Here is a 19,572-nt window from a genome sequence, read left to right as displayed (position 1 = left end):
GTTCACCTCCGTCAGTGGCTGCTGTCAGGGGTGGTACCCAGACCCGGCGGACACTATGCGTTCAGGTGGTCGGCGCCACCGGGTTGGGTAGCGCCCCGCCGAAGCGACGGTCCCGCTGGGCGTACAGCTCGCAGGCGTACCACAGGTGGCGGCGGTCGAAGTCCGGCCAGAGGGTGTCCAGGAAGACCAGTTCGGCGTACGCGCTCTGCCAGAGCAGGAAGTTCGAGGTGCGCTGCTCCCCGGAGGGCCGCAGGAACAGGTCCACCTCGGGCACCTCGGGGTGGTAGAGGTACCGCCCGATGGTCTTCTCGGTGACCTTCGCCGGGTCCAGTCGGCCGGCGGCCACATCCCGGGCGATCGCGGCGGCGGCGTCGGCGATCTCGGCCTGCCCGCCGTAGTTGACACAGAACTGGAGGGTCAGGGTGGAGTTGCCCCGGGACATCTCCTCCGCGGTCTGCAACTCGGTGATCACGCTCTTCCACAGCCGCCCGGCCCGACCGGACCAGACCACCCGTACCCCGAGGTCGACCAGCTGGTCCCGACGACGCCGGATGACGTCCCGGTTGAAGCCCATCAGGAAGCGGACCTCGTCCGGCGAGCGCCGCCAGTTCTCCGTGGAGAAGGCGTACGCGGACAGGTAGGGGATGCCCATCTCGATGGCCCCCTCGACGGTGTCGAAGAGGGAGAACTCCCCGGCCTCGTGTCCCTTGGTGCGGGGCAGCCCGCGCTCCTTGGCCCACCGGCCGTTGCCGTCCATCACCACGGCGACATGCTGGGGCACCGCCGCCGGCGGCAGCGCCGGCGGCCGGGCACCCGAGGGGTGCGGGGTCGGCGGCACCGGCTCACGTCGGCCGGCCCTGGTGGATCGGATCACTCGGCTCTCTCTCCTATCACGTAGCGGTCGTCGGGCCACCCCGGTCGACCAGCGGCAGGGAGCGTAGCGTGCGCTCCAGGTGCCATTGCAGGTGCGCCGCGACCAGTCCGCTGCACTCCCGGCGGGTCCCGGTGTCGGTGGCGTCGGCGATCCGCCAGTCGCCGCGGACCAGCGCGGACATCAGGTCGATGGTGGCCGGGGCGGGGTGGGCGGCCCCCGGCGGCCGGCAGTCCGGGCAGACCGCACCCCCGGCGGGTACGGAGAAGGCCCGGTGGCGGCCCGGGGTGCCGCAGACCGCGCAGTCGGTCAACGCGGGTGCCCACCCGGCCAGGGCCATGCCCCGCAGCAGGTACGCGTCGAGGACCAGGGTGATGGCGTGCTCCCCCTGGGCCAGGGCCCGCAGGGCGCCCAGGGTGAGTTGGAACAGCCGCAGCGAGGGTTCCCGTTCCACCGGGGTCAGCCGTTCGGCGGTCTCGGCGATCGCGCTGGCCGCGGTGTAGCGGGGGTAGTCGCCGAGGAACCGCTTGCCGTACAGGTCGATCCCCTCGACCTGGCTGACGGTGTGCAGCGAGCTGCCCACCTCCCCCTTGGGGTCACCGGCGAGTTGCAGGTCGACATGGCCGAAGGGCTCCAGCCGGGCCCCGAACTTGGAGGTGGTCCGGCGTACTCCCCGGGCCACCGCCCGCAGCCGGCCGTGCCGACGGGTGAGCAGGGTGACGATCCGGTCGGACTCGCCGAGCTTCTGTACGCGCAACACCACCGCGTCGTCGCGGTAGAGCTGTCGGCGGTATCCGGCCATCGCGTCATTCTCCCTCCCGGCCGGAGCCCCACCGTCACCCCGGGTCGGATTTCAGGGTGCCTCCGGGTATCGGGGCAGGCTGACCCGGAAGTGTCCGCCCTGGCACCGGCGTTAGCGTGCTCGTCATGCCTTCGCACCAGCGCACCAGCATCGCCTCGCTCGCTCGTACCCCCCGGTGGGCCACCGTCCGCCGATCCGGTACGGCGCTGGCGGCGGCGCTCACCCTGATCGTGTCGGCCGGGTGCGGCAGCGTCTCCTTCCGTCGGCTCGACTTCGACACCACCGAGCAGGTCCGGATCACCGCCATCCGGCTGCTGCCGGGCGCCGGCGACGTGGTGATCCGCGCCGACGGCGATCCGGACCAGGTCCGGATCAAGCGGGTGGTGCGCTACCAGGGCAACCAGCCGGCGACCACGTACGAGATCAAGGGCGGTGAACTGGTGCTGGACACCTCGTGCGGGCGTCGGTGCAGCGTCTCCTACGAGGTCATCGTCGGTAAGGGGGTCCAGGTCGAGGGTGAGACCGGTTCCGGCAACATCGACCTGAGTTCGGTGGGCCGGGTGGAGGTGAAGGTGGGCTCCGGCAACGTCCGGGTGGCCGGCGCCGCCGGCGCGGTGCGGGTGGAGACCGGCTCCGGCGAGATCCAGGTGTACGACGTGTCGGCTCCGGTGGTGTTGCGGGCCGGCTCGGGGAACATCGACGCCACCGGGCTGCGCGGCGAGGCGCAGGCCCAGGCCTCCTCGGGCAATGTGACGATCGAGTTGGCGCAGCCCGCCTCGGCCCGCGCCCACACCTCCAGCGGCAATGTCGAGCTACGGGTACCGGCCGGTGCCTACCAGGTACGGACCGAGGCGGGTTCGGGTGAGGTGGAGGTCGGCATCCCCAACGATCCCGCCGCCCCGCTGCTGCTCGATGTGCGCACCGGCAGCGGGAACATCACCATCATGCCCCGGTGAACTCCCCGCCCCGGCCACGCTGACCCGACACCAGGTCCTCGCGGGGCTCGGTCGCCGGGTCCCGTTGCCCCGGTAGGGCCATCGCACCCGGCTCGACCGGTCGATCCGAGGCGGCGGCGCGGCGGGACTCCGTGTGCCGGTTGGCGGCCGGCACCTCCGGGGGACGCCCACCGGGGAGCAGCTCCGGTGGACGTTGCGCCGCCACGTCCTCGACCCAACCGAAGAGTGCGGTCACCACACCCACCAGCAGGAAGACCAGCACCACCCGGATCGCCAGGCCCAGCAGGTCCTGGTGGGACCAGCCGACCACGTCCACCAGCGGAGTGAGTGCCACCACGAACGCCATGTGCCACAGGTAGACCGTCAACGCCCGGCGGTTCAGCACGGTAACCGCGCGCCCGAACACCGCGTTGCGGTCGACCCATTCCGCGCTCGACGGCGCCCGTCCCAGCACCACCAGGATGAAGGCGGCCGACCAGAGGGCGTTGCCTAGGGGGTTGTCGTTCAGGTCGTACCCACGTGGCCCGGGATGGCTGAGGATCCAGGCGCCGCCGAACGCGGCCAGGGCCAGCACGGTCGGCACCAGCACCCGGTTGGTCAGGCGGCGCAGCATCCCCGCCTGGTGGGCGAAGCCCAGCAGCCAGGCCCCGAAGTAGAGCCCGAACTCCCGCAGCACCCCGGGCGGGTTCGGGTAGACCCCGAACTCGATCGCCAGCAGCAGGCAGTACGGGGCCAGCAGGGTGGGCAGCGGATAGCGCCGGAACAGCCACAAGGCGATCGGTGAGGCGAGCACGAACCACAGGTAGTCCCGCAGGTACCACATCGGACTCAGCGCCAGGGCACCCCAGTAGTTCGCCGGCGGGTCGGCGATCGGGAAGAGCCAGAGCAGCACCTTCGGGGTCAGCGGCAACCCGGTGAGCAGCATCGCCGGTACGAAGATCGCGGCTACCACCCACAGCGAGGGCAGCAGCCGGCGCAACCGGCGGCCGACCGCGGTGGGCCCGAACCGGTGCAGCGAGGCCGCCATCAGCGACCCGGCCAGGGCGAACATCACCGACATCGCCGGAAACAGCAGGGTCAGCGACGCCCAACCGGTGACGTGGTAGACGACGACTCGCACGATGGCCAGAAAGCGCAGCAGGTCCAGGTATCGGTTTCGCATCAGCCTGCATCTATATCCGGGGGCATAGGCACGTTCCTCTACCCTCCGGGTCGGGGTGGGAAAACCCCAGAGACCCGGTGGGATAGTGAAACTTCCCATATGCCTGACCGGTACCGATCAGAGCGATGCGGCGCCAGAAGTCCGGATTAGTAGCCCCTCCACAACGGAGTCACCGGCCGACCCCACCTAGAAGCCGAGCTTGCGCAGCTGCTTGGGGTCGCGTTGCCAGTCCTTGGCCACCCGGACATGCAGATCCAGGTAGACCCGGGTGCCCAGCAACTCCTCGATCTGGCGCCGGGCCGCCGTGCCCACCGCCTTGAGCCGGCTGCCACGGTGCCCGATCACGATCGCCTTCTGGCTGGACCGCTCCACATACAGATCGGCGTAGATCTTCGTCAGCCGCCCCTCGGGGATCATCTCCTCGACCACCACGGCGATGGAGTGCGGCAACTCGTCCCGGACCCCCTCCAGGGCGGCCTCCCGGATCAGCTCCCCGACCAGCACCTGCTCCGGTTCCTCGGTGAGCATGTCATCGGGATACAGCTGCGGAGACTCCGGCAGATACCGCGTCATCACCTCGACCAGGGTGTCCACCTGGTGCCCGGCTACCGCACTGACCGGCACCACCTCGGCGAACTCGCCCAGCTCGCTGACGGCCAGCAACTGCTCGGCCAGGCGCTTCTTGTCGACCAGGTCGGTCTTGGTGACCACGGCCAGCACGGTCGCCTTCAACTCGGCCAGCTCCCCGGTGATGAACCGGTCACCCCGGCCGATCGGCTCGTCGGCCGGAATGCACAGGCCGATCACGTCGACCTCGCTCCAGGTCTGCCGCACCAGGTCGTTGAGCCGCTCGCCGAGCAGGGTACGCGGCCGGTGCAGACCCGGAGTGTCCACGAGCACCAGCTGGGAGTCCGGCCGGTGCAGCACCGCCCGGATGACATGCCGGGTGGTCTGCGGCTTGTTGGAGGTGATGGCGATCTTCTGCCCGACGATCGCGTTGGTCAGGGTCGACTTGCCCGCATTGGGGCGACCGACGAAACAGGCGAAGCCCGCCCGGTAGGCCGGTGTGACGGCGTCGGCGCTCACTCGGTCACCGTGCCGAGCACCGTGCCGTCCGGGGCGGCCACATGCACCGGCGCGTCCGCGGCCAGGTCACGCACGGCCGCGTACCCGGCACCGTCGAGAGTGGAGGCCTCCGTGACCACCACGGCCGCCTCCAACCGGGTGGCACCGGCCGCAGCCGCCGAGGCGACCGCCAACTGGAGGGCGGTGATCGTCAACGAGGGCAAGGACACGCTGGCCGCCGCGTACGTCCGACCGTCCTGGTCGCGTACCGCGGCACCTTCGACCGCGCCCACCCGACCCCGCGCCCCCCGGGCCAGGATGACCAGCTTGCCGTCCTCGGCGCTGAGTTCGGAGCCGGCGGGTACGGCAGCCGGTACGGCGGGTGACTCAGGCATCTGCGGGTTGCCTCTCCTCTGATCGATCCGTGTCGTCCCGGGAGGAGGTCGGTCCCTCCGGGTTGTCCTGGGTGTCCGTGGGATCGACCCGTCGCACCAGCACGGTGTCGATCCGGTTCCGTCGGCCGGTGGTGCCCTCGGCCAGCAGCCGCAGCCCGGCCACCTCGACCTGGGCCCCGGGGATCGGCACCCGGCCCAGACACTGGGCCAGCAGACCCCCGACGGTCTCCACCTCGTCGTGCGGCAGTTCGGTGTCGAACAGCTCGCCGAGATCCTCCACCGGCAGCCGGGCGGTGACCCGCACCGCCCCGTCGGGCAACTGCTCGATCGGCGGACGCTCGACGTCGTACTCGTCGGTGATCTCCCCGACGATCTCCTCCAGGATGTCCTCGATGGTGACCAGTCCACCGGTGCCGCCGTACTCGTCCACCACGATCACCAGGTGGTTGCGGGCGGCCTGCATCTCCGACAGCAGATCGTCGACCGGCTTGGAGTCCGGCACGAAGGTGGCCGGTCGCATCAGCTCCGCCACCGGCAGTCGGCGGTCCTCCGCCGCACCACCCTGGGTGTGCCGGACGAGGTCCTTGAGGTAGAGCACCCCGAGCACGTCATCGACGCTCTCACCGATCACCGGGATGCGGGAGAATCCGGAACGCAGGAACAGGGCCAGCGCCTGCCCCAGGGTCTTGGTGGACTCGATCCACACCATCTCCGTACGCGGCACCATGACCTCACGGGCGATGGTGTCCCCGAGCGCGAAGACCGAGTGGATCATCTGCCGTTCGCCGTGTTCGACGACCCCCCGCTGCTCGGCCAGGTCGACCAGCTCACGCAGCTCCACCTGGGTGGCGAAGGGTCCTTCCGGGAAGCCACGGCCCGGAGTGACCGCGTTACCGATCAGGATCAGCAGCGAGGCCAGCGGGTTGAGCGCCCGGCCCAGCCAACGGACCAGCGGCGCGGCGAACCGGCCCACCGGGTACGCGTGCTGCCGCCCGAGGGTACGCGGACCCACCCCGACCGCCACGAAGCTGACCACGGTCATCGCCCCGGCGGTGACCAGCGCCGCCCGCCAGCCCGCACCGAAGGTGTCCACCGCCACCAGAGCGACCAGGGTGGTCGCGGTCAACTCGGCGAGCAGCCGCAGCAACAGCAGCAGGTTGAGATGGCGGACCACATCACCGGCGACCAGTTGGAGGGTGTGCGCGCCCCGCGCACCCTCCCGGGCCAGTTCGGCGGCTCGGGCCGGCGAGACCGCCGCCAGGGCGGCCTCGGTCATCGCGATGAGACCACCGAGCACCACCAGCCCGGCGGCGATGGCGAGTAGTTGCAGGTCGGGTAGGCCGGTGGCGGACGCGGCCAGCGAAGTGTCCATCACCGGGTGCGGGTCGACCGCCAGCTCGACAGCAGCCGGGCCTGGAGCCCGAACATCTCCCGCTCCTCCTCCGGCTCCGCGTGGTCGTAGCCGAGCAGGTGCAGGACCCCGTGCACGGTGAGCAGGTGCAGCTCGTCGGCGGCGCTGTGGCCCGCGGTAGCCGCCTGCTTGGTCGCCACCTCCGGGCAGAGCACGATGTCACCGAGCAGGGCCGGCTCACCACCGGCGGCGGCGCTCTCCCCCGGCCCGTGGTCGATGCTGCCCTCGTCCATGGGGAAGGCGAGCACATCGGTCGGGCCGTCACCGCCCATCCAGCGGTGATTCAGCTCGGTCATGTAGTCGACGTCGACCAGCAGCACGGACAGCTCGGCGAGGGGGTTGACCCCCATCTCGTCGAGGGCGTGCCGGGCGACGGCCAGCACCGAGTCGGTGTCGACGGGGACACCGGACTCGTTGGCGATCTCGATGGACAACTGTCTTCCCTCGTTCTAGCGGCGCCGGCCGGCGCGGTTGCCCTGGGCATTGTGCCCCTGCACCGCGTGCACGCCCTGGGCCTGCTGATTCTCCCGCTCGGCATCCCAGCGGGCGTACGCGTCGACGATCTCACCCACCAGCCGGTGGCGTACCACATCGGCGCTGGACAGCTGCGCGAAGTGCACGTCGTCCACCCCGGCCAGGATCTCCCGGACCACCCGCAGACCGCTGGTCGTGCCACCGGGCAGGTCGACCTGGGTGACGTCACCGGTGACCACGATCTTGGAACCGAAGCCGAGCCGGGTGAGGAACATCTTCATCTGCTCGGGAGTGGTGTTCTGCGCCTCGTCGAGAATGATGAACGCGTCATTTAACGTGCGGCCCCGCATATACGCCAGGGGGGCGACCTCGATGGTGCCCGCGGCCATCAGCTTGGGGATGGTCTCCGGGTCCAGCATGTCGTGCAGCGCATCGTAGAGGGGGCGCAGGTACGGGTCGATCTTCTCGTTGAGGGTGCCGGGCAGGAAGCCCAGCCGCTCCCCCGCCTCGACCGCGGGCCGGGTCAGGATGATCCGGTTGATCTGCTTGGCCTGCAACGCCTGGACCGCCTTGGCCATGGCCAGGTAGGTCTTGCCGGTGCCGGCCGGGCCGATGCCGAAGACGATGGTGTGCGCGTCGATCGCGTCGACGTAGCGCTTCTGCCCGAGCGTCTTGGGCCGGATGGTGCGCCCACGCCGGGACAGGATGTTGAGGGTGAGCACCTCGGCGGGCCGTTCCGTGCCACCCTGCTCCAGCATGCCGACGGTACGCCGGACAGCATCAGTGGTCAGGGTCTCGCCTTTCTCGATGAGTTCGAGCAGTTCGCTGAAGATCCGCTCGGCGAGGGCGTTGTCGGCGGGCGCGCCGGTGAGGGTGATCTCGTTTCCTCGCACGTGCACGTCGCTGTTCACCGAGCGCTCGACCAGTCGCAGGATCTCGTCACCCGCCCCGAGCAGGTTCACCATGATCTTCGAGTCGGGGACGGTGATCCTGGTCTGCACCCGGGGTGGGCCGGGAGGTGGGGTGCCGGTCATAGGTCGGGCCGCAGGGCCCTACGCCACCTGCTCTCGATCTCGGTGCCGGGCCTGGCGCCACGGCGTGCTGACGTTACCTCCATCGTATCGGGTCGCCAGCTCGGACACGCTGCCCATTTCCGGTGGCCCCAGAGGCACACAAAAGCGGAGGAAGCAGACATCAGTGATCGCTTCCGGCACGGAAGTCGTACCGGTCGAAGGTCTCCTGGTGCCGGGTGAACCGGTAGGTGGCCCAGTGCATCCGGACCACCACCCCGTCGCCGTCGCGGGTCAGCCGGAGCAGTTCGCCGACCTCCCGCCCGGCGACCGTACGGAACACGTCCGGCCGATCCGGTAGCGGCGCGAAGATCGCGGGCGGCTTGCCCGGCGGGTCGTCCGCGCCCCGGGCCTGAAGGGTCGCGTTGCGCCAACTGAACACGTACTCGAAGCCCTCGCCCCACCAGCGGCCGAGCAGCCCGCGCAGGTGGGCGGGGGCCGGTTCGCCGGGCTGCCAGGGGGTGATGTCGGCCGGATCGTGCTCGGTGGCGGCGGCGAGCAGCCGGTGCGGCAGGTCCAGCAGTTCCGCCGCAGTACCCGAGGAGCCCAGCACGGCGGCGCCGAACGCGGCCGGGGTGCCCTCGCCGCCGCGTCGGCCGTAGACCCCGGCGAGGAACCCGGGCATGGCGCCGTCGTGCCCGACATGCACCACCCGGTCGCCCTGGGGCACCAGGATCAGTCCCAGGCCGAAGCCGGCGTTCCACACGGTCTCGTCGGTGACCGTGACCGGCCAACGCATCTCCTCTGCGGTGGCCGGGGCCAGCACCCGTCCGGCCGGGTCCAGCACGGCCGGATCGGCCAGGAAGGCCGCCCAGCGGGCCATGTCGGTGGCCGTGCTCCACAGCTGCGCGGCGGGTCCGACGGCACCGAAGTCGGCCGGGGGCTCCGGATGCGCCTCGTCGGAGTACGCGTCGACCAGGTAGCCGGTGGCCGCCCGGGGACCGGGCGCGACCGTGGTGTCGGTCAGCCCCAGGGGGGTCAGTACCCGCTCGGTCAGCACCTCGGCCCAGGTGCCCCCGCGTACCTGCCCGACCAGCCGACCGAGCAGCGCCATGCCGAGGTTGGAGTAGTGGAACCGGCGTCCGGGCGGCAGCACCCGCTCGGCCCGGGTCAACTCGGCGAGCAGCCGGTCGGCATCCGGCGCCCGCAGGGTGTCCCAGACGTCGCCGTACGGCTCGCGTTGCAGGCCCGCGGTGTGCGACAGCAGTCGGCGTACGGTCAACTCGCCGTGTGCCGGCAGGTCGAGGTGCCGGCCCACCGGATCGTCGAGGTCGAGCAGACCCTCGTCACGGCACTGCATGACCAGTACGGCGGTGAAGGTCTTGGTCACCGACCCGATCCGGAACCGGGTCCGGTCGTCCAGGGGGGTGTCGTTGCCCGTGCCGCCGACCGTGCACGTCCACAGCGCCCGATCGGCCCGGTGCACGGCGGCCGCGACCGCCGGTACCCGGGCCTGCGCCTGGACCCGCCGCACCATCCGTTCCAGGTGCCCGGCGGCGGTGGTGCGGTCGGCGGCTGAACTCACGCCAGGTCCCGGGCCAGCATCGGACCGAGCGGCGCACCGCCCAGCAGGTGGGCGTGGACGTGGAACACCTCCTGGCCGCCGTAGCCACCGGTGTTGAACATCAACCGGAAGCCGTCCCCGAGCAGCCCCTCGTCCTCGGCCACCGCGGCGGCGGTGGCCAGCACCTCACCGGCCAGGGCGGGGTCACCCTGGCCGAGGGTGGCCACGTCGGCGTAGTGCTCCTTCGGGATGACCAGCACGTGCACCGGGGCCTTCGGGTCGATGTCGCGGAAGGCGAGGGTGGTGGGGGTCTCCCGGACCACCGTGGCCGGGATCTCCCCGGCGACGATCCGACAGAACAGACAGTCAGCAGTACTCACCCCGGCAGTGTAAGGAAGGGCCCCCGCTTAACGCCTCCGGTAGCGGAAGGGCCCCTTGTTAACACTGGCAGCGAGTGCGGCAGGATGGCGCGCATGGCGCAACGAGCAGTGCTGGTCACGGGCGGTTCACGGGGTATCGGACGGGCGGTGGTGCAGGCCTTCGCCGCCTCCGGCGACCGAGTGGCCATCCACCACCGCGACTCGGCCCAGTTGGCCGAGCAGCTGCGGGCCGAACTGCCCGGCTCGGGCCATGTCGTGGTCCGCGCCGACCTGGCCGACCCCGACGCGGTACGGACCATGGTCGACGAGGCCGCCGACCACCTGGACGGGCTCGACGTACTGGTCAACAACGCCGGAGTGTTCGGGCCGGCCGACCCGCCGCATCCCGTCTTCGGCACCAGCTACGAGCAGTGGCGGCAACGCTGGCGTGAGGTCTGCGACACCAACCTGTTCGGGGCGGCCAACGCCGCCTGGTGCGCCGCCCAACACATGCGCACGCGAGGTGGGCGGATCATCAACGTCTCCTCGCGCGGCGCCTTCCGCGGCGAGCCGACCAATCCGGCGTACGGCGCCAGCAAGGCCGGTCTCAACGCGATGGCCCAGTCGCTGGCGGTGGCCCTGGCGCCGTACGGCATCGCGGTGGCCTCAGTGGCGCCCGGCTTCGTCGAGACGGACATGACCAACGAGCACCTGAAGGCCCCGCGGGGTGCGGCGATCCGGGCCCAGAGCCCCTTCGACCGGGTGGCCCGTCCCGAGGAGATCGCCGCGGCCGTGCACTGGCTGGCCAGCCCCGAGGCGGAGTGGGCCTCCGGCACCATCATCGACCTCAACGGCGCCTCCTACCTGCGCACCTGACCCTCGGTCCTGCCCCTGCCGCGCGCCCCCTCTGCTCTGCTTCAACCGACGCAACGGGCAGCGGGCAGGGCTACCAGCGCAGGAGGCGGGTGGCCAGGACGGCCAGGGCGGCCACCCCGGCGGTGGAGGTACGCAGCACCGAGGGGCCCAGGCGGACCGGGTGCGCGCCAGCCTCCTGGAAGGTTGCCAGCTCGGCCGGGGTGATGCCGCCCTCGGGGCCGACCACCAGCACGATCTCACCCGCCTCGGGCAACTCGACAGTGGTCAGCCGGTCGGTCGCCTCCTCGTGCAGGACGTACCCGGCGGCGGCGCCGGCGATCCGGCGGCTGACCGAGCCGGTTGACTCGTCCGGGGCGCCCGCCACCACCGGCAGCCACGCCCGGCGGGCCTGTTTCGCCGCCTCCCGGGCCGTGGCCACCCACTTGCCCCGGGCCCGTACCCCCCGGTCACCGCGCCACTGCGCCACCGACCGGCCGGCGGCCCAGGGGACGATCTCGTCGACTCCCGCCTCGGTCATCGCCTGTACGGCCAGTTCACCCCGGTCGCCCTTGGCGATGCCCTGCACCACCACCAGTCGGGGGTTCGCCGCGTCGACGTACCCCCGGCTGGTGATCTCGATGTCCAGGGTGCCCCGGCCGACGGCGGTGACCACGGCGGTGGCCGTGCCGCCCCGGCCGTCGCCGAGCAGCAGTGCCTCACCGACCCGCAGCCGTTGCACGGTGGCGGCGTGGTGCCCCTCGGGGCCGTCGAGCACCATCGAGTCGGCGACCGGCAGCGACTCGACCAGGAACAGCGGAGCGGACACGAGACGGGGCCGGTCAGGCGTGGCCGTTGAAGGCGTCGCGCATCCGGGAGAAGAAGCCGCCCTGCTTGGTCAGCTCGGCGACCTCCTCGCCACGGGTCTTGGCGAAGTCCCGCAGCATCCGCTCCTGGTCGGCGTCGAGCTTGGTCGGGGTGCGCACGTCGAGGTGGACGTAGAGGTCACCTCGGCCGGTGCCGCGCAGGTGGGGTACGCCTCGGGCCCGTAGCCGCAGGGTGCTGCCCGGCTGGGTGCCGGGCTTGACGTCGACCGGCTCCTCACTGTCGAGGGTCTTGATGGTCAGCCGGGTGCCCAGCGCCGCGGCGGTCATCGGCACGGTGACCCGGCAGTGCAGGTCGTCGCCCTTGCGGGAGAAGACGTCGTGGGGCCGCTCGTGGATCTCGACGTAGAGGTCACCGGCGGTACCACCGCCCGGACCGACCTCACCCTGCTGGGCCAGGCGGATCCGCATCCCGTCCTCCACCCCGGCCGGGATCTTCACCGTCAGCGACCGGCGGGTCCGGACCCGGCCGTCACCGGCACAGGTCGGGCAGGGGTGCGGGATGGTGGTGCCGTAACCCTGGCAGACCGTGCAGGGCCGGGCGGAGACCACCTGACCGAGGAAGGTGCGCTGCACCGACTGCACCTCACCCCGGCCACCGCACGCCTCGCAGGTGGCCAGGTGGGTGCCGGCGGCGGTACCCGCACCGGAGCAGGTGCTGCACAGCACGGCGGTGTCCACCGTGATCGGTGCCTCCACCCCGAAGGCGGTCTCCTGAAGGTCCAGTTCCAGCCGCAGGATCGCGTCGGCACCGGGCCGGGTACGCGGTCGCGGCCCCCGGCCCGCGCCGGTCGCCCCGCCGAAGAAGGCGTCCATGATGTCCTGGAAGCCGACGAAGGGACCGGCGCCACCGGGCCCGCCCGGTCCACCGGCACCGCCGCCGCCCGGGGCCAACGGGTCGCCACCGAGGTCGACGATCTGCCGCTTCCGATCGTCCGAGAGAACCTCGTACGCGGCGTTGATGTCCTTGAACTTCTCCTGTGCCTCCGGGTCCGGATTGACATCCGGGTGGAATTGCCGCGCCAGCTTGCGGTAGGCGCGCTTGATCTCGTCATCGGAGGCTCCTCGGCTGACGCCGAGAATGCCGTAGTAGTCCCTGGCCACTGCGTTCCGTGTCCTCGTGTTCGTCTCGCATTACGCCGGTCGGCGGCAGCCCACCGTCGGCCCTGACTGATCAGTTCTGGGCCAGCAGCTCGCCCACGTAGCGTGCCACGGCCCTCACCGTGGCGATGGTCCCGGGGTAGTCCATCCGGGTCGGCCCCAGTACGCCCATTCCCCCGACGATGGTCTCCCCCGGTCCGTAGCCGGTGCTGACCACGGAGGCCGCCCGCAGGTTGTCGATCTTGTTCTCGTCCCCGATGCGCACCCGCAGGGTGCTCGGCTCAACCTCACCGATGAGTTTGAGCAGGACGACCTCCTCTTCGAGGGCCTCCAGGATCGGCCGCAGCGAACCTTGGAAGTCCAGCAGGCCACCGCGGGCCAGGTTGGCGGTGCCGGCCAGCGCGATCCGCTCCTCGTGCCGCTCGACCAGTGTCTCCAGCAGCACGGTGGACAGGGTGGTCATGGCCGGCCGCAGGTGTGGCCCACACTCGTCGATGAGGGTCTGCACCAGGGGCGGGGTCTCCGACAGCTGGATGCCGACCAGCTTCTCGTTGACCGTCCGGCGCAGGTCCAGCACGTCGTCCGCGGCGATCGGGGCGGGCAGTTCGACCAGCCGCTGCTCGACCCGCCCGGTGTCGGTGATCACGACCAGCATCAGTCGGGTGGTCGAGATGGGCACCAGTTCCAGGTGGCGCACCCGGGAGCGGGCCAGGCTGGGGTACTGCACCACGGCGACCTGCCGGGTCAGTTGAGCCAGCAGCCGCACGGTGCGGTGCACCACGTCGTCGAGGTCCACCGCCCCGGCCAGGAACCGCTCGATCGCCCGGCGTTCGGCCGGGCTCAGCGGCTTGACCCGGCTCAACCGGTCGACGAAGAGCCGGTAGCCGCGGTCGGTGGGCACCCGGCCGGCACTGGTGTGCGGCTGCCGGATGTAGCCCTCCTCCTCCAGCACGGCCATGTCGTTTCTGACGGTGGCCGGTGAGACACCGAGCTGGTGCCGCTCGACCAGCGCCTTGCTGCCGACCGGCTCCTGGGTGGCGACGTAGTCCTCGACAATCGCCCGCAGTACGGCGAGCTTGCGGTCGTCGAGACCCATCTCCCACCTCCTGTCGCAGGTCAGTGTCGAGCGTCACCGTCGCCGAATAGGCACCCTGGCACTCGACTGTAGCGAGTGCCAGTCTACGTCGAGGCCCCCCGCCAGCGCGATGATCAAGAAGTGGAGCTGTCCGAGGGCCGATCGGCGACGTGACACTCGCCGGTGTCGCTATGGTGCGCCATTGCCGCTGACACCTACGGTGAGGTCCATGACCGAACCACCTCGTCCCCCAGATTACGGCGACGATCCCACCGCCCCGGTGTCCGGATCGTCTGGCCAGGGCGGCTACCCGCCGCCCGGCGGTTATCCCCCGCCCGGTGGCTACCCACCCCCCGGTGACCAGCCCTCGTCGGCCGGCTATCCGCCCCCGGGTGGTTATCCGCCGCCCGGCGGCTACCCTCCGCCCGGTGTCGGTTACCCGACCGGGGGCTATGACGCGCCGGGAGGCGGCTACGGCGCGCCCGGGGGCGGGTACGGCACCAACGAGGACAAGACCTGGGCTCTCATCGCCCACTTCGGCGGTCCGCTCGGCGTGTTCATCGGTGGTGGCCTGCTCGGCTGGGTGGCGCCGCTGATCGCGAACATGACCCGTGGGCAGCAGTCCCCGACCGTACGGGCACACGCCGTCGCGGCCCTCAACTTCCAGCTCACCTGGGCGATCGTCGGGCTGCTGAGCTGGGTGCTCACCGCGATCACCTGCGGCATTCTGTTCTTCGTCCCGCTGCTGGTCTGGATCATCCCGGTGATCTTCGGCATCATCGCCGGGGTCAAGGCCAACGAGGGTGTCCTCTACCGCTACCCGATGAGCTACTCCTTCGTTAAGGGCTGATCGGCAGCTAGGGCAGCAGGTCACGCACCACGGCGTCGGCGAGCAGCCGGCCGCGCAGGGTCAGCACCGCGCGGCCGGCCGCGTAGTCGGGGGCGGCCAGCAGGCCGTCGGTCACCGCCCGCGCCGCAGCCGCCCGACCGGGGTCGTCCAGCACCTCCAGGGGCAGGCCCTCGGCCAGCCGCAGCCGGAGCATGACCTCCTCCATCCGGGCCTCGTCGGGGGTCAGCACCTCCCGGGCCAGGCCAGGTGATTGCCCGGCGGCCAGGCGTTGGGCGTACGCGGTGGGATGTTTGACGTTCCACCAGCGCACCCCACCGACATGGCTGTGCGCCCCCGGTCCCAGGCCCCACCAGTTGCCGCCGGTCCAGTAGAGCAGGTTGTGCCGGCACCGGGCCGACGGCGTACGGGCCCAGTTGGACACCTCGTACCAGGAGAAACCGGCCGCCTCGAGGGCGGCCTCGGCGGCCAGGTAGCGGTCCGCGGCGACGTCGTCGTCCGGGTAGGGCAGCTCCCCCCGACGCATCCGCGCGGCCAGCCGGGTGCCGTCCTCGACGATCAGGGCGTACGCGCTGACGTGGTCGACCCCCGCCGTCACGACCTGCTCCAGGGAGGCGGCGAAGTCCTCCGGGCGCTCCCCCGGCGTACCGTAGATCAGATCCAGGTTGACGTGGTCGAACCCGGCCTCCCGAGCCTCCAGGGCGGCGGCCGTGGCCCGGCCGGCGCTGTGCCGGCGGTCGAGCACGGCGAGCACCCCCGGGGCGACCGACTGCATGCCCAGCGAGATCCGGGTGTAGCCGGCGGCCCGCAGCTCCTTCAGGGAGGCCGGGGTGACCGACTCCGGGTTGGCCTCGGTGGTCACCTCGGCGTCGGCGGCCAGCCCCCAGGTGCGGTCGATGGCGTCGAGGATGCGGGCCAGGTCCTCGGCGGGCAGCAGGGTGGGGGTCCCCCCGCCGACGAAGACGGTCTCCACCCGGCGGGGTGGGCGCTCGCCCAGCACCCGCGCGGCGAGGGTCAACTCGGCCAGCACGGTGTCGGCGTAGCTGTCCCGGCTGGCGCCGCCGCCCAACTCCTGCGCGGTGTAGGTGTTGAAGTCGCAGTAGCCGCAGCGACTGGCGCAGAAGGGCACGTGCACGTACACCCCGAAGCCGCCCTCATCGACTCTGGTCAGGGCTGAGGCGGGCAGCGACCCGTCGGCCGGGACGGGTTCGCCTGCTGGAAGGACGCCGGGCATGGCCACTAGTGTGCCCTCCCATGACCTCTCCCGACGCGCTGGTGCGGGTCACCACGGCCCGCGGGGTGAGCACCCTCACCCTGGACAGCCCACACAACCGCAATGCGCTCTCCACTCCGTTGATGACCGAACTGCTGGCCGGGCTGCGTGCCGCGGTCGCCGACGACACCGTCCGGGTGATCGTGCTGGACCACACCGGCCCGGTCTTCTGTTCGGGGGCGGATCTGAAGGAGACGGCGGCGGCGTACGCCAGCGGGACCGTGCCGGCCGGGATGCTGGGTGAGGTCCTGGCGGCGGTCTGGGAGTGCCCGAAGCCCGTGCTGGCCCGGGTGGCCGGACCGGCCCGGGCCGGGGGTCTGGGCCTGATCGCGGCGGCCGACCTGGCGGTCTGCGCCGCCGAGGCCACCTTCGCCTTCACCGAGGTACGCATCGGGGTGATCCCGGCGGTGATCTCGGCGACCGTGCTGCCTCGGCTGCATCCTCGGGCGGCTGCCGAGTTGTACCTGACCGGGGACACCTTCGACGGCCTGCGGGCGGCGCAAATCGGTCTGGTCACGGCTGCGGTGCCGGCGCAGGAGCTGGACGCCGCGGTGCAGCGCTACTGCGACTCCCTGGTACGCGGTGCCCCCTCGGCGTTGGCCGGGGCCAAGGAGCTGCTGCGCCGGCCGCCCGCCACCGACCTGGGCGAGGAGTTGGCGGCGTTGAGCACCCTGTCCACCCGGTACTTCCTGTCCGGGGACGGCGTCGAGGGGGTCATGGCCTTCCGGGAGAAGCGCCCGGCGCGCTGGGTGGCCGAACTCGACAGGTGAGGATCGGTCGGTAACGGGGAACTTCCCTTCCCGCGCGGATGACGCGCTTCGTGACGGAACTGGTCGGATGATCCAGATCGAGCGGCGAGGGACGTACGCTTTTGCGCGGACGTCGTACGGGAGGTGTGGGTGCGCACTCGGGTGCTCGTGGCGGGTTTCCTGGTCGTCGTGCTGGTCGCGGTGGCCGGCATCGTGCTCGGCATGCGGCAGGTGGGAGAGCGGCTGCGGTTGCCGCTGGCCAGCCGGGCGTGCACCGTGCAGGCCGACGGGAAGGTGACCCTGGACGCCCATCAGATGGCCAACGCGGCGACCATCGCGGCCATCGGCATCCAGCACGAACTCCCGGACCGGGCGGTGGTGGTGGCGCTGGCCACCGCCTACCAGGAGTCCGGGCTACGCAACCTGGCCGACGGGGACCGCGACTCGGTGGGCCTGTTCCAGCAGCGACCCAGCCAGGGGTGGGGCACCCCGAAGCAGATCCAGGACCCCCGGTACGCGGCCGACCGGTTCTATTCGGCGCTGAAGAAGGTGCGCGGCTGGCAGGACATGCGGGTCACCGACGCGGCGCAGAAGGTGCAGCGTTCGGCCTTCCCGGAGGCGTACGAGAAGTGGGCCGACGAGTCGGAGGTGCTCACCCGGGCGCTGCTGGGCCACGCCACCGGCGCGGTGGTCTGCACCTTCGGGGGTGATCCGGCGATGCGGGGGGAGGCTGCCGCGACCGCCCTGACCAAGGGGCTGAGCCTGGACTGGGGGCTGACCGCCGCGGCGACCACGGCCAGCGGGCTGACGGTCGCCGCGGCCAACCAGCTCGAGGGCTGGCGGTACGCGCACTGGCTGGTCGCCCACGCCACCGATCACGGGGTGAAGCGGGTGCGGTTCGGCGACCTGGAGTGGACCAACCGGGGCGGTTCGTGGAGCCGGGTGGGTGACGGTTCACGGCAGTCCGCCGAGGTCGTCGCCGAGGTGTTCGGGGACTCCTGAGAGACCTCGAACTCCTTACCCGCAGTAACCGCAAAATCCGTCAATTCGTCTCCAACCCGCCGCCGATTACACTCTGAGTAGCCAGCGGTAGTCGCCCAGGTGCGTTGGGTGACCGTTGCTGTCAGGATCGATGCGGGTGGTCCCCGGGTCGGCGCGAAGGGGCGTTACGATCGGCCACCTGTGCCAGAAATGGTTTCACCTCATGGGGAGGGGTACGACGTGGCATTCGACTACGGCGACCGCACCGGCTATGAACCGATCAGTGACGTCGACCGCAAGGAGTTCCATGAGCAGGGCTTTCTCCTGCTGCGCAACGTCCTGACCGAGGACCACCGGGCCGCCCTCGAAGCCGCGGTCGACCGGGTGTACGCCGAGGAGCAGGCCAAGGGCAACACCACCAAGGACGGCACCCTGCACCTGCTGGGCTTCCTTGAGCGCGACGAACTCTTCGGTGACCTGCTCACCCACCCGATCGCCTTCCCGTACATGTGGGGCCTGGCCGGGTGGAACATCTACAGCCACCACAACCACCTCGACGTCACCCCGCCGGCCCTGGAGCCGGAGAAGCCGTACTGGGGGTGGCACCAGGACGGGTACCGGCAGAACTCCGACCCGGAGACGATGGACCCGAACCTGCCCCGGCCGATGTTCTCGCTGAAGGTCGCCTACGTGCTCTCCGACCTGTCGGAGACCGGTCGCGGTGCCACCAAGGTCATCCCGGGCAGCCACCTGTGGAACTCGCTGCCCCGCCCGGCGGACACCACGGTGCACAACCCGGACCCGGAGGGCACGGTCGAGATCACCGCCAACCCGGGTGACGCCTTCATCTTCGACCGTCGCCAGTGGCACTCGCGGTCGACGAACCTGTCGACCATCACCCGCAAGATGCTCTTCGTCGGCTACACCTACCGGTGGATCCGTCCCCTCGACGAGCTGCACATCGACAAGGACGGCGAGTGGTGGGCCAACCGCACCCCGGTGCAGCGTCAGCTCTGCGGTGAGGGCACCCACACCGCGAACTACTGGGGCATCAACTGGGACGGCTACATCGACGACGAGATTCCGCTGCGCAAGGAACTCAAGGAGCGGGGTCTGCTCAACCGCAACATCCCCTGGCTCCGCTAAGCGGTAAGGAAGGGCACCTTATTAACGCCTCGCGTACTAAAGGGTGCCCTTCTTAACACCCCCGGTGGGGTGTACAGCGAACGAAAAGGCACCCGACCGGATGGTCGGGTGCCTTTTCCGTGATCAGTTTTACCGGTGGGTGACTCCCCGGCGGTTGCGGCCGACCCCGGCGACCAGCGCGACCGCGATGGCGGCCAGCAGCACCTGGAGCATCAGCTCCCGCCAGTCGATACCGGCGGTCTCGGCGAAGCCGGAGGCACGGGCGATCACGGTACCGAGCAGGGCGGCACCGACACCGATGAGCATGTGCAGCCAGATCGGCATGGGCTGACGGCCCGGCACCACCAGGCGGCCCAGGGCGCCGATGATCAGACCGACGATCAGCGCGGTGATGATGCCCCAGACAGTGAACTCCATGGTCGCTCTCCTTCACAAAAGGCCGATCCACGTTCGTGGTTTTTCTGTCGTGACCGCCTAATGCCCGACCCTCGAAGTTCTCAAACCGGCCCACCTGACTCAGGCCGCGCGTCGTGGTCAACACGCCGTTTCGGCGCAATGGGGGTCACCCGACACCTCGGCAACCGTCATTGCGCCG

General features: G+C 70.9%; 21 protein-coding genes. 6 read left to right on the top strand and 15 right to left on the bottom strand.

Features of this window, described 5'->3' with window-relative positions:
- Positions 1–61: 61 nt before the first annotated feature.
- The gene (locus ABZ795_RS21665) at positions 62–838 is read right to left on the bottom strand and encodes an isoprenyl transferase (RefSeq protein WP_327027006.1); all 777 of its coding nucleotides are present in this window, start codon (positions 836–838) and stop codon (positions 62–64) included.
- A 52-nt stretch (positions 839–890) separates the two neighbouring features.
- Positions 891–1,673: a DNA repair protein RecO gene (gene recO, locus ABZ795_RS21660; protein ID WP_357531631.1), complete on the bottom strand. Its 783-nt coding sequence runs from the start codon at positions 1,671–1,673 to the stop codon at positions 891–893.
- A gap of 125 nt (positions 1,674–1,798) precedes the next feature.
- On the opposite strand from recO, the gene ABZ795_RS21655 reads away from it, so the two are divergent.
- Positions 1,799–2,629: a DUF4097 family beta strand repeat-containing protein gene (locus tag ABZ795_RS21655; RefSeq protein WP_357531630.1), complete on the top strand. Its 831-nt coding sequence runs from the start codon at positions 1,799–1,801 to the stop codon at positions 2,627–2,629.
- Here ABZ795_RS21655 and ABZ795_RS21650 read toward each other — a convergent pair.
- The 8 genes from ABZ795_RS21650 to ABZ795_RS21615 all read right to left on the bottom strand — a co-directional run bounded on the left by ABZ795_RS21650 (position 2,616) and on the right by ABZ795_RS21615 (position 10,090).
- Entirely contained in the window at positions 2,616–3,791 is a 1,176-nt protein-coding gene (locus ABZ795_RS21650) for an acyltransferase (protein ID WP_357531629.1), read from the bottom strand. The genes ABZ795_RS21655 and ABZ795_RS21650 overlap by 14 nt on opposite strands.
- A 186-nt stretch (positions 3,792–3,977) precedes the next feature.
- Positions 3,978–4,877: a GTPase Era gene (gene era / locus ABZ795_RS21645; RefSeq protein ID WP_357531628.1), complete on the bottom strand. Its 900-nt coding sequence runs from the start codon at positions 4,875–4,877 to the stop codon at positions 3,978–3,980.
- On the bottom strand, positions 4,874–5,251 hold the full coding sequence (locus ABZ795_RS21640; protein ID WP_327024526.1) for a cytidine deaminase: 378 nt from the start codon (positions 5,249–5,251) through the stop codon (positions 4,874–4,876). The genes era and ABZ795_RS21640 overlap by 4 nt, the downstream gene beginning before the upstream one ends.
- Positions 5,244–6,647, bottom strand: coding sequence for a hemolysin family protein (locus ABZ795_RS21635; protein ID WP_327027005.1), 1,404 nt, complete (start codon positions 6,645–6,647; stop codon positions 5,244–5,246). The genes ABZ795_RS21640 and ABZ795_RS21635 overlap by 8 nt, the downstream gene beginning before the upstream one ends.
- Entirely contained in the window at positions 6,623–7,096 is a 474-nt protein-coding gene (gene ybeY / locus ABZ795_RS21630) for an rRNA maturation RNase YbeY (RefSeq protein ID WP_327024525.1), read from the bottom strand. Before ybeY ends, ABZ795_RS21635 begins: the two co-directional genes overlap by 25 nt.
- A gap of 15 nt (positions 7,097–7,111) precedes the next feature.
- Positions 7,112–8,170: a PhoH family protein gene (locus ABZ795_RS21625; RefSeq protein WP_357531627.1), complete on the bottom strand. Its 1,059-nt coding sequence runs from the start codon at positions 8,168–8,170 to the stop codon at positions 7,112–7,114.
- Positions 8,171–8,330: 160 nt separating this feature from the next.
- Complete coding sequence (locus tag ABZ795_RS21620) at positions 8,331–9,683, bottom strand: serine hydrolase domain-containing protein (protein ID WP_357531668.1); 1,353 nt, start codon at positions 9,681–9,683, stop codon at positions 8,331–8,333.
- A 44-nt stretch (positions 9,684–9,727) separates the two neighbouring features.
- Positions 9,728–10,090: a histidine triad nucleotide-binding protein gene (locus ABZ795_RS21615; protein ID WP_327024524.1), complete on the bottom strand. Its 363-nt coding sequence runs from the start codon at positions 10,088–10,090 to the stop codon at positions 9,728–9,730.
- Between the two features lie 93 nt (positions 10,091–10,183).
- Here ABZ795_RS21615 and ABZ795_RS21610 point away from each other — a divergent pair, with 93 nt between their 5' ends.
- Positions 10,184–10,945 (top strand): SDR family oxidoreductase, encoded by a 762-nt coding sequence (locus ABZ795_RS21610; protein WP_327024523.1) that lies wholly within the window; start codon positions 10,184–10,186, stop codon positions 10,943–10,945.
- A gap of 70 nt (positions 10,946–11,015) precedes the next feature.
- On the opposite strand, the gene ABZ795_RS21605 is transcribed toward ABZ795_RS21610, so the two are convergent.
- The 3 genes from ABZ795_RS21605 to hrcA all read right to left on the bottom strand — a co-directional run bounded on the left by ABZ795_RS21605 (position 11,016) and on the right by hrcA (position 14,002).
- Positions 11,016–11,750, bottom strand: a complete 735-nt coding sequence (locus ABZ795_RS21605) for a 16S rRNA (uracil(1498)-N(3))-methyltransferase (protein WP_327024522.1) — start codon at positions 11,748–11,750, stop codon at positions 11,016–11,018.
- Between the two features lie 13 nt (positions 11,751–11,763).
- A complete protein-coding gene (dnaJ, locus tag ABZ795_RS21600) occupies positions 11,764–12,909 on the bottom strand; it encodes a molecular chaperone DnaJ (RefSeq protein WP_357531626.1) in 1,146 nt (381 codons plus the stop codon).
- 70 nt (positions 12,910–12,979) lie between these two features.
- On the bottom strand, positions 12,980–14,002 hold the full coding sequence (gene hrcA, locus ABZ795_RS21595) for a heat-inducible transcriptional repressor HrcA (RefSeq protein ID WP_327024520.1): 1,023 nt from the start codon (positions 14,000–14,002) through the stop codon (positions 12,980–12,982).
- 208 nt (positions 14,003–14,210) lie between these two features.
- Here hrcA and ABZ795_RS21590 point away from each other — a divergent pair, with 208 nt between their 5' ends.
- A complete protein-coding gene (locus ABZ795_RS21590; RefSeq protein ID WP_357531625.1) occupies positions 14,211–14,831 on the top strand; it encodes a DUF4870 domain-containing protein in 621 nt (206 codons plus the stop codon).
- A gap of 7 nt (positions 14,832–14,838) precedes the next feature.
- On the opposite strand, the gene hemW is transcribed toward ABZ795_RS21590, so the two are convergent.
- Entirely contained in the window at positions 14,839–16,062 is a 1,224-nt protein-coding gene (gene hemW / locus ABZ795_RS21585) for a radical SAM family heme chaperone HemW (RefSeq protein WP_357531624.1), read from the bottom strand.
- Positions 16,063–16,082: 20 nt separating this feature from the next.
- Here hemW and ABZ795_RS21580 point away from each other — a divergent pair, with 20 nt between their 5' ends.
- From ABZ795_RS21580 to ABZ795_RS21570, 3 genes are all read left to right on the top strand, one after another.
- Positions 16,083–16,871, top strand: coding sequence for an enoyl-CoA hydratase-related protein (locus ABZ795_RS21580; RefSeq protein WP_357531623.1), 789 nt, complete (start codon positions 16,083–16,085; stop codon positions 16,869–16,871).
- A gap of 123 nt (positions 16,872–16,994) precedes the next feature.
- Entirely contained in the window at positions 16,995–17,852 is an 858-nt protein-coding gene (locus tag ABZ795_RS21575) for a hypothetical protein (RefSeq protein ID WP_357531622.1), read from the top strand.
- A 219-nt stretch (positions 17,853–18,071) separates the two neighbouring features.
- Entirely contained in the window at positions 18,072–18,977 is a 906-nt protein-coding gene (locus ABZ795_RS21570; RefSeq protein ID WP_327024515.1) for a phytanoyl-CoA dioxygenase family protein, read from the top strand.
- A gap of 129 nt (positions 18,978–19,106) precedes the next feature.
- Here ABZ795_RS21570 and ABZ795_RS21565 read toward each other — a convergent pair whose 3' ends face one another.
- On the bottom strand, positions 19,107–19,394 hold the full coding sequence (locus tag ABZ795_RS21565) for a GlsB/YeaQ/YmgE family stress response membrane protein (protein WP_327024514.1): 288 nt from the start codon (positions 19,392–19,394) through the stop codon (positions 19,107–19,109).
- Between the last annotated feature and the right edge of the window lie 178 nt (positions 19,395–19,572).

The sequence above is a fragment of the Micromonospora sp. NPDC047134 genome (assembly GCF_040643455.1).
Lineage (GTDB): Bacteria > Actinomycetota > Actinomycetes > Mycobacteriales > Micromonosporaceae > Micromonospora.
The sequence above is the reverse complement of the archived record's forward strand: the minus strand, read 5'-3'. Positions and strand labels throughout refer to the sequence as shown.

What these genes read in the sequence shown, in the direction of transcription:
- recO (WP_357531631.1), bottom strand. Translation starts at nt 1,673, where the DNA reads ATGGCCGGATACCGCCGACAGCTCTACCGCGACGACGCGGTGGTGTTG.
- ABZ795_RS21655 (WP_357531630.1), top strand. Translation starts at nt 1,799, where the DNA reads ATGCCTTCGCACCAGCGCACCAGCATCGCCTCGCTCGCTCGTACCCCC.
- ABZ795_RS21650 (WP_357531629.1), bottom strand. Translation starts at nt 3,791, where the DNA reads ATGCGAAACCGATACCTGGACCTGCTGCGCTTTCTGGCCATCGTGCGA.
- ABZ795_RS21640 (WP_327024526.1), bottom strand. Translation starts at nt 5,251, where the DNA reads ATGCCTGAGTCACCCGCCGTACCGGCTGCCGTACCCGCCGGCTCCGAA.
- ABZ795_RS21625 (WP_357531627.1), bottom strand. Translation starts at nt 8,170, where the DNA reads ATGACCGGCACCCCACCTCCCGGCCCACCCCGGGTGCAGACCAGGATC.
- ABZ795_RS21620 (WP_357531668.1), bottom strand. Translation starts at nt 9,683, where the DNA reads ATGGTGCGGCGGGTCCAGGCGCAGGCCCGGGTACCGGCGGTCGCGGCC.
- ABZ795_RS21610 (WP_327024523.1), top strand. Translation starts at nt 10,184, where the DNA reads ATGGCGCAACGAGCAGTGCTGGTCACGGGCGGTTCACGGGGTATCGGA.
- hrcA (WP_327024520.1), bottom strand. Translation starts at nt 14,002, where the DNA reads ATGGGTCTCGACGACCGCAAGCTCGCCGTACTGCGGGCGATTGTCGAG.
- ABZ795_RS21590 (WP_357531625.1), top strand. Translation starts at nt 14,211, where the DNA reads ATGACCGAACCACCTCGTCCCCCAGATTACGGCGACGATCCCACCGCC.
- hemW (WP_357531624.1), bottom strand. Translation starts at nt 16,062, where the DNA reads ATGCCCGGCGTCCTTCCAGCAGGCGAACCCGTCCCGGCCGACGGGTCG.
- ABZ795_RS21580 (WP_357531623.1), top strand. Translation starts at nt 16,083, where the DNA reads ATGACCTCTCCCGACGCGCTGGTGCGGGTCACCACGGCCCGCGGGGTG.
- ABZ795_RS21565 (WP_327024514.1), bottom strand. Translation starts at nt 19,394, where the DNA reads ATGGAGTTCACTGTCTGGGGCATCATCACCGCGCTGATCGTCGGTCTG.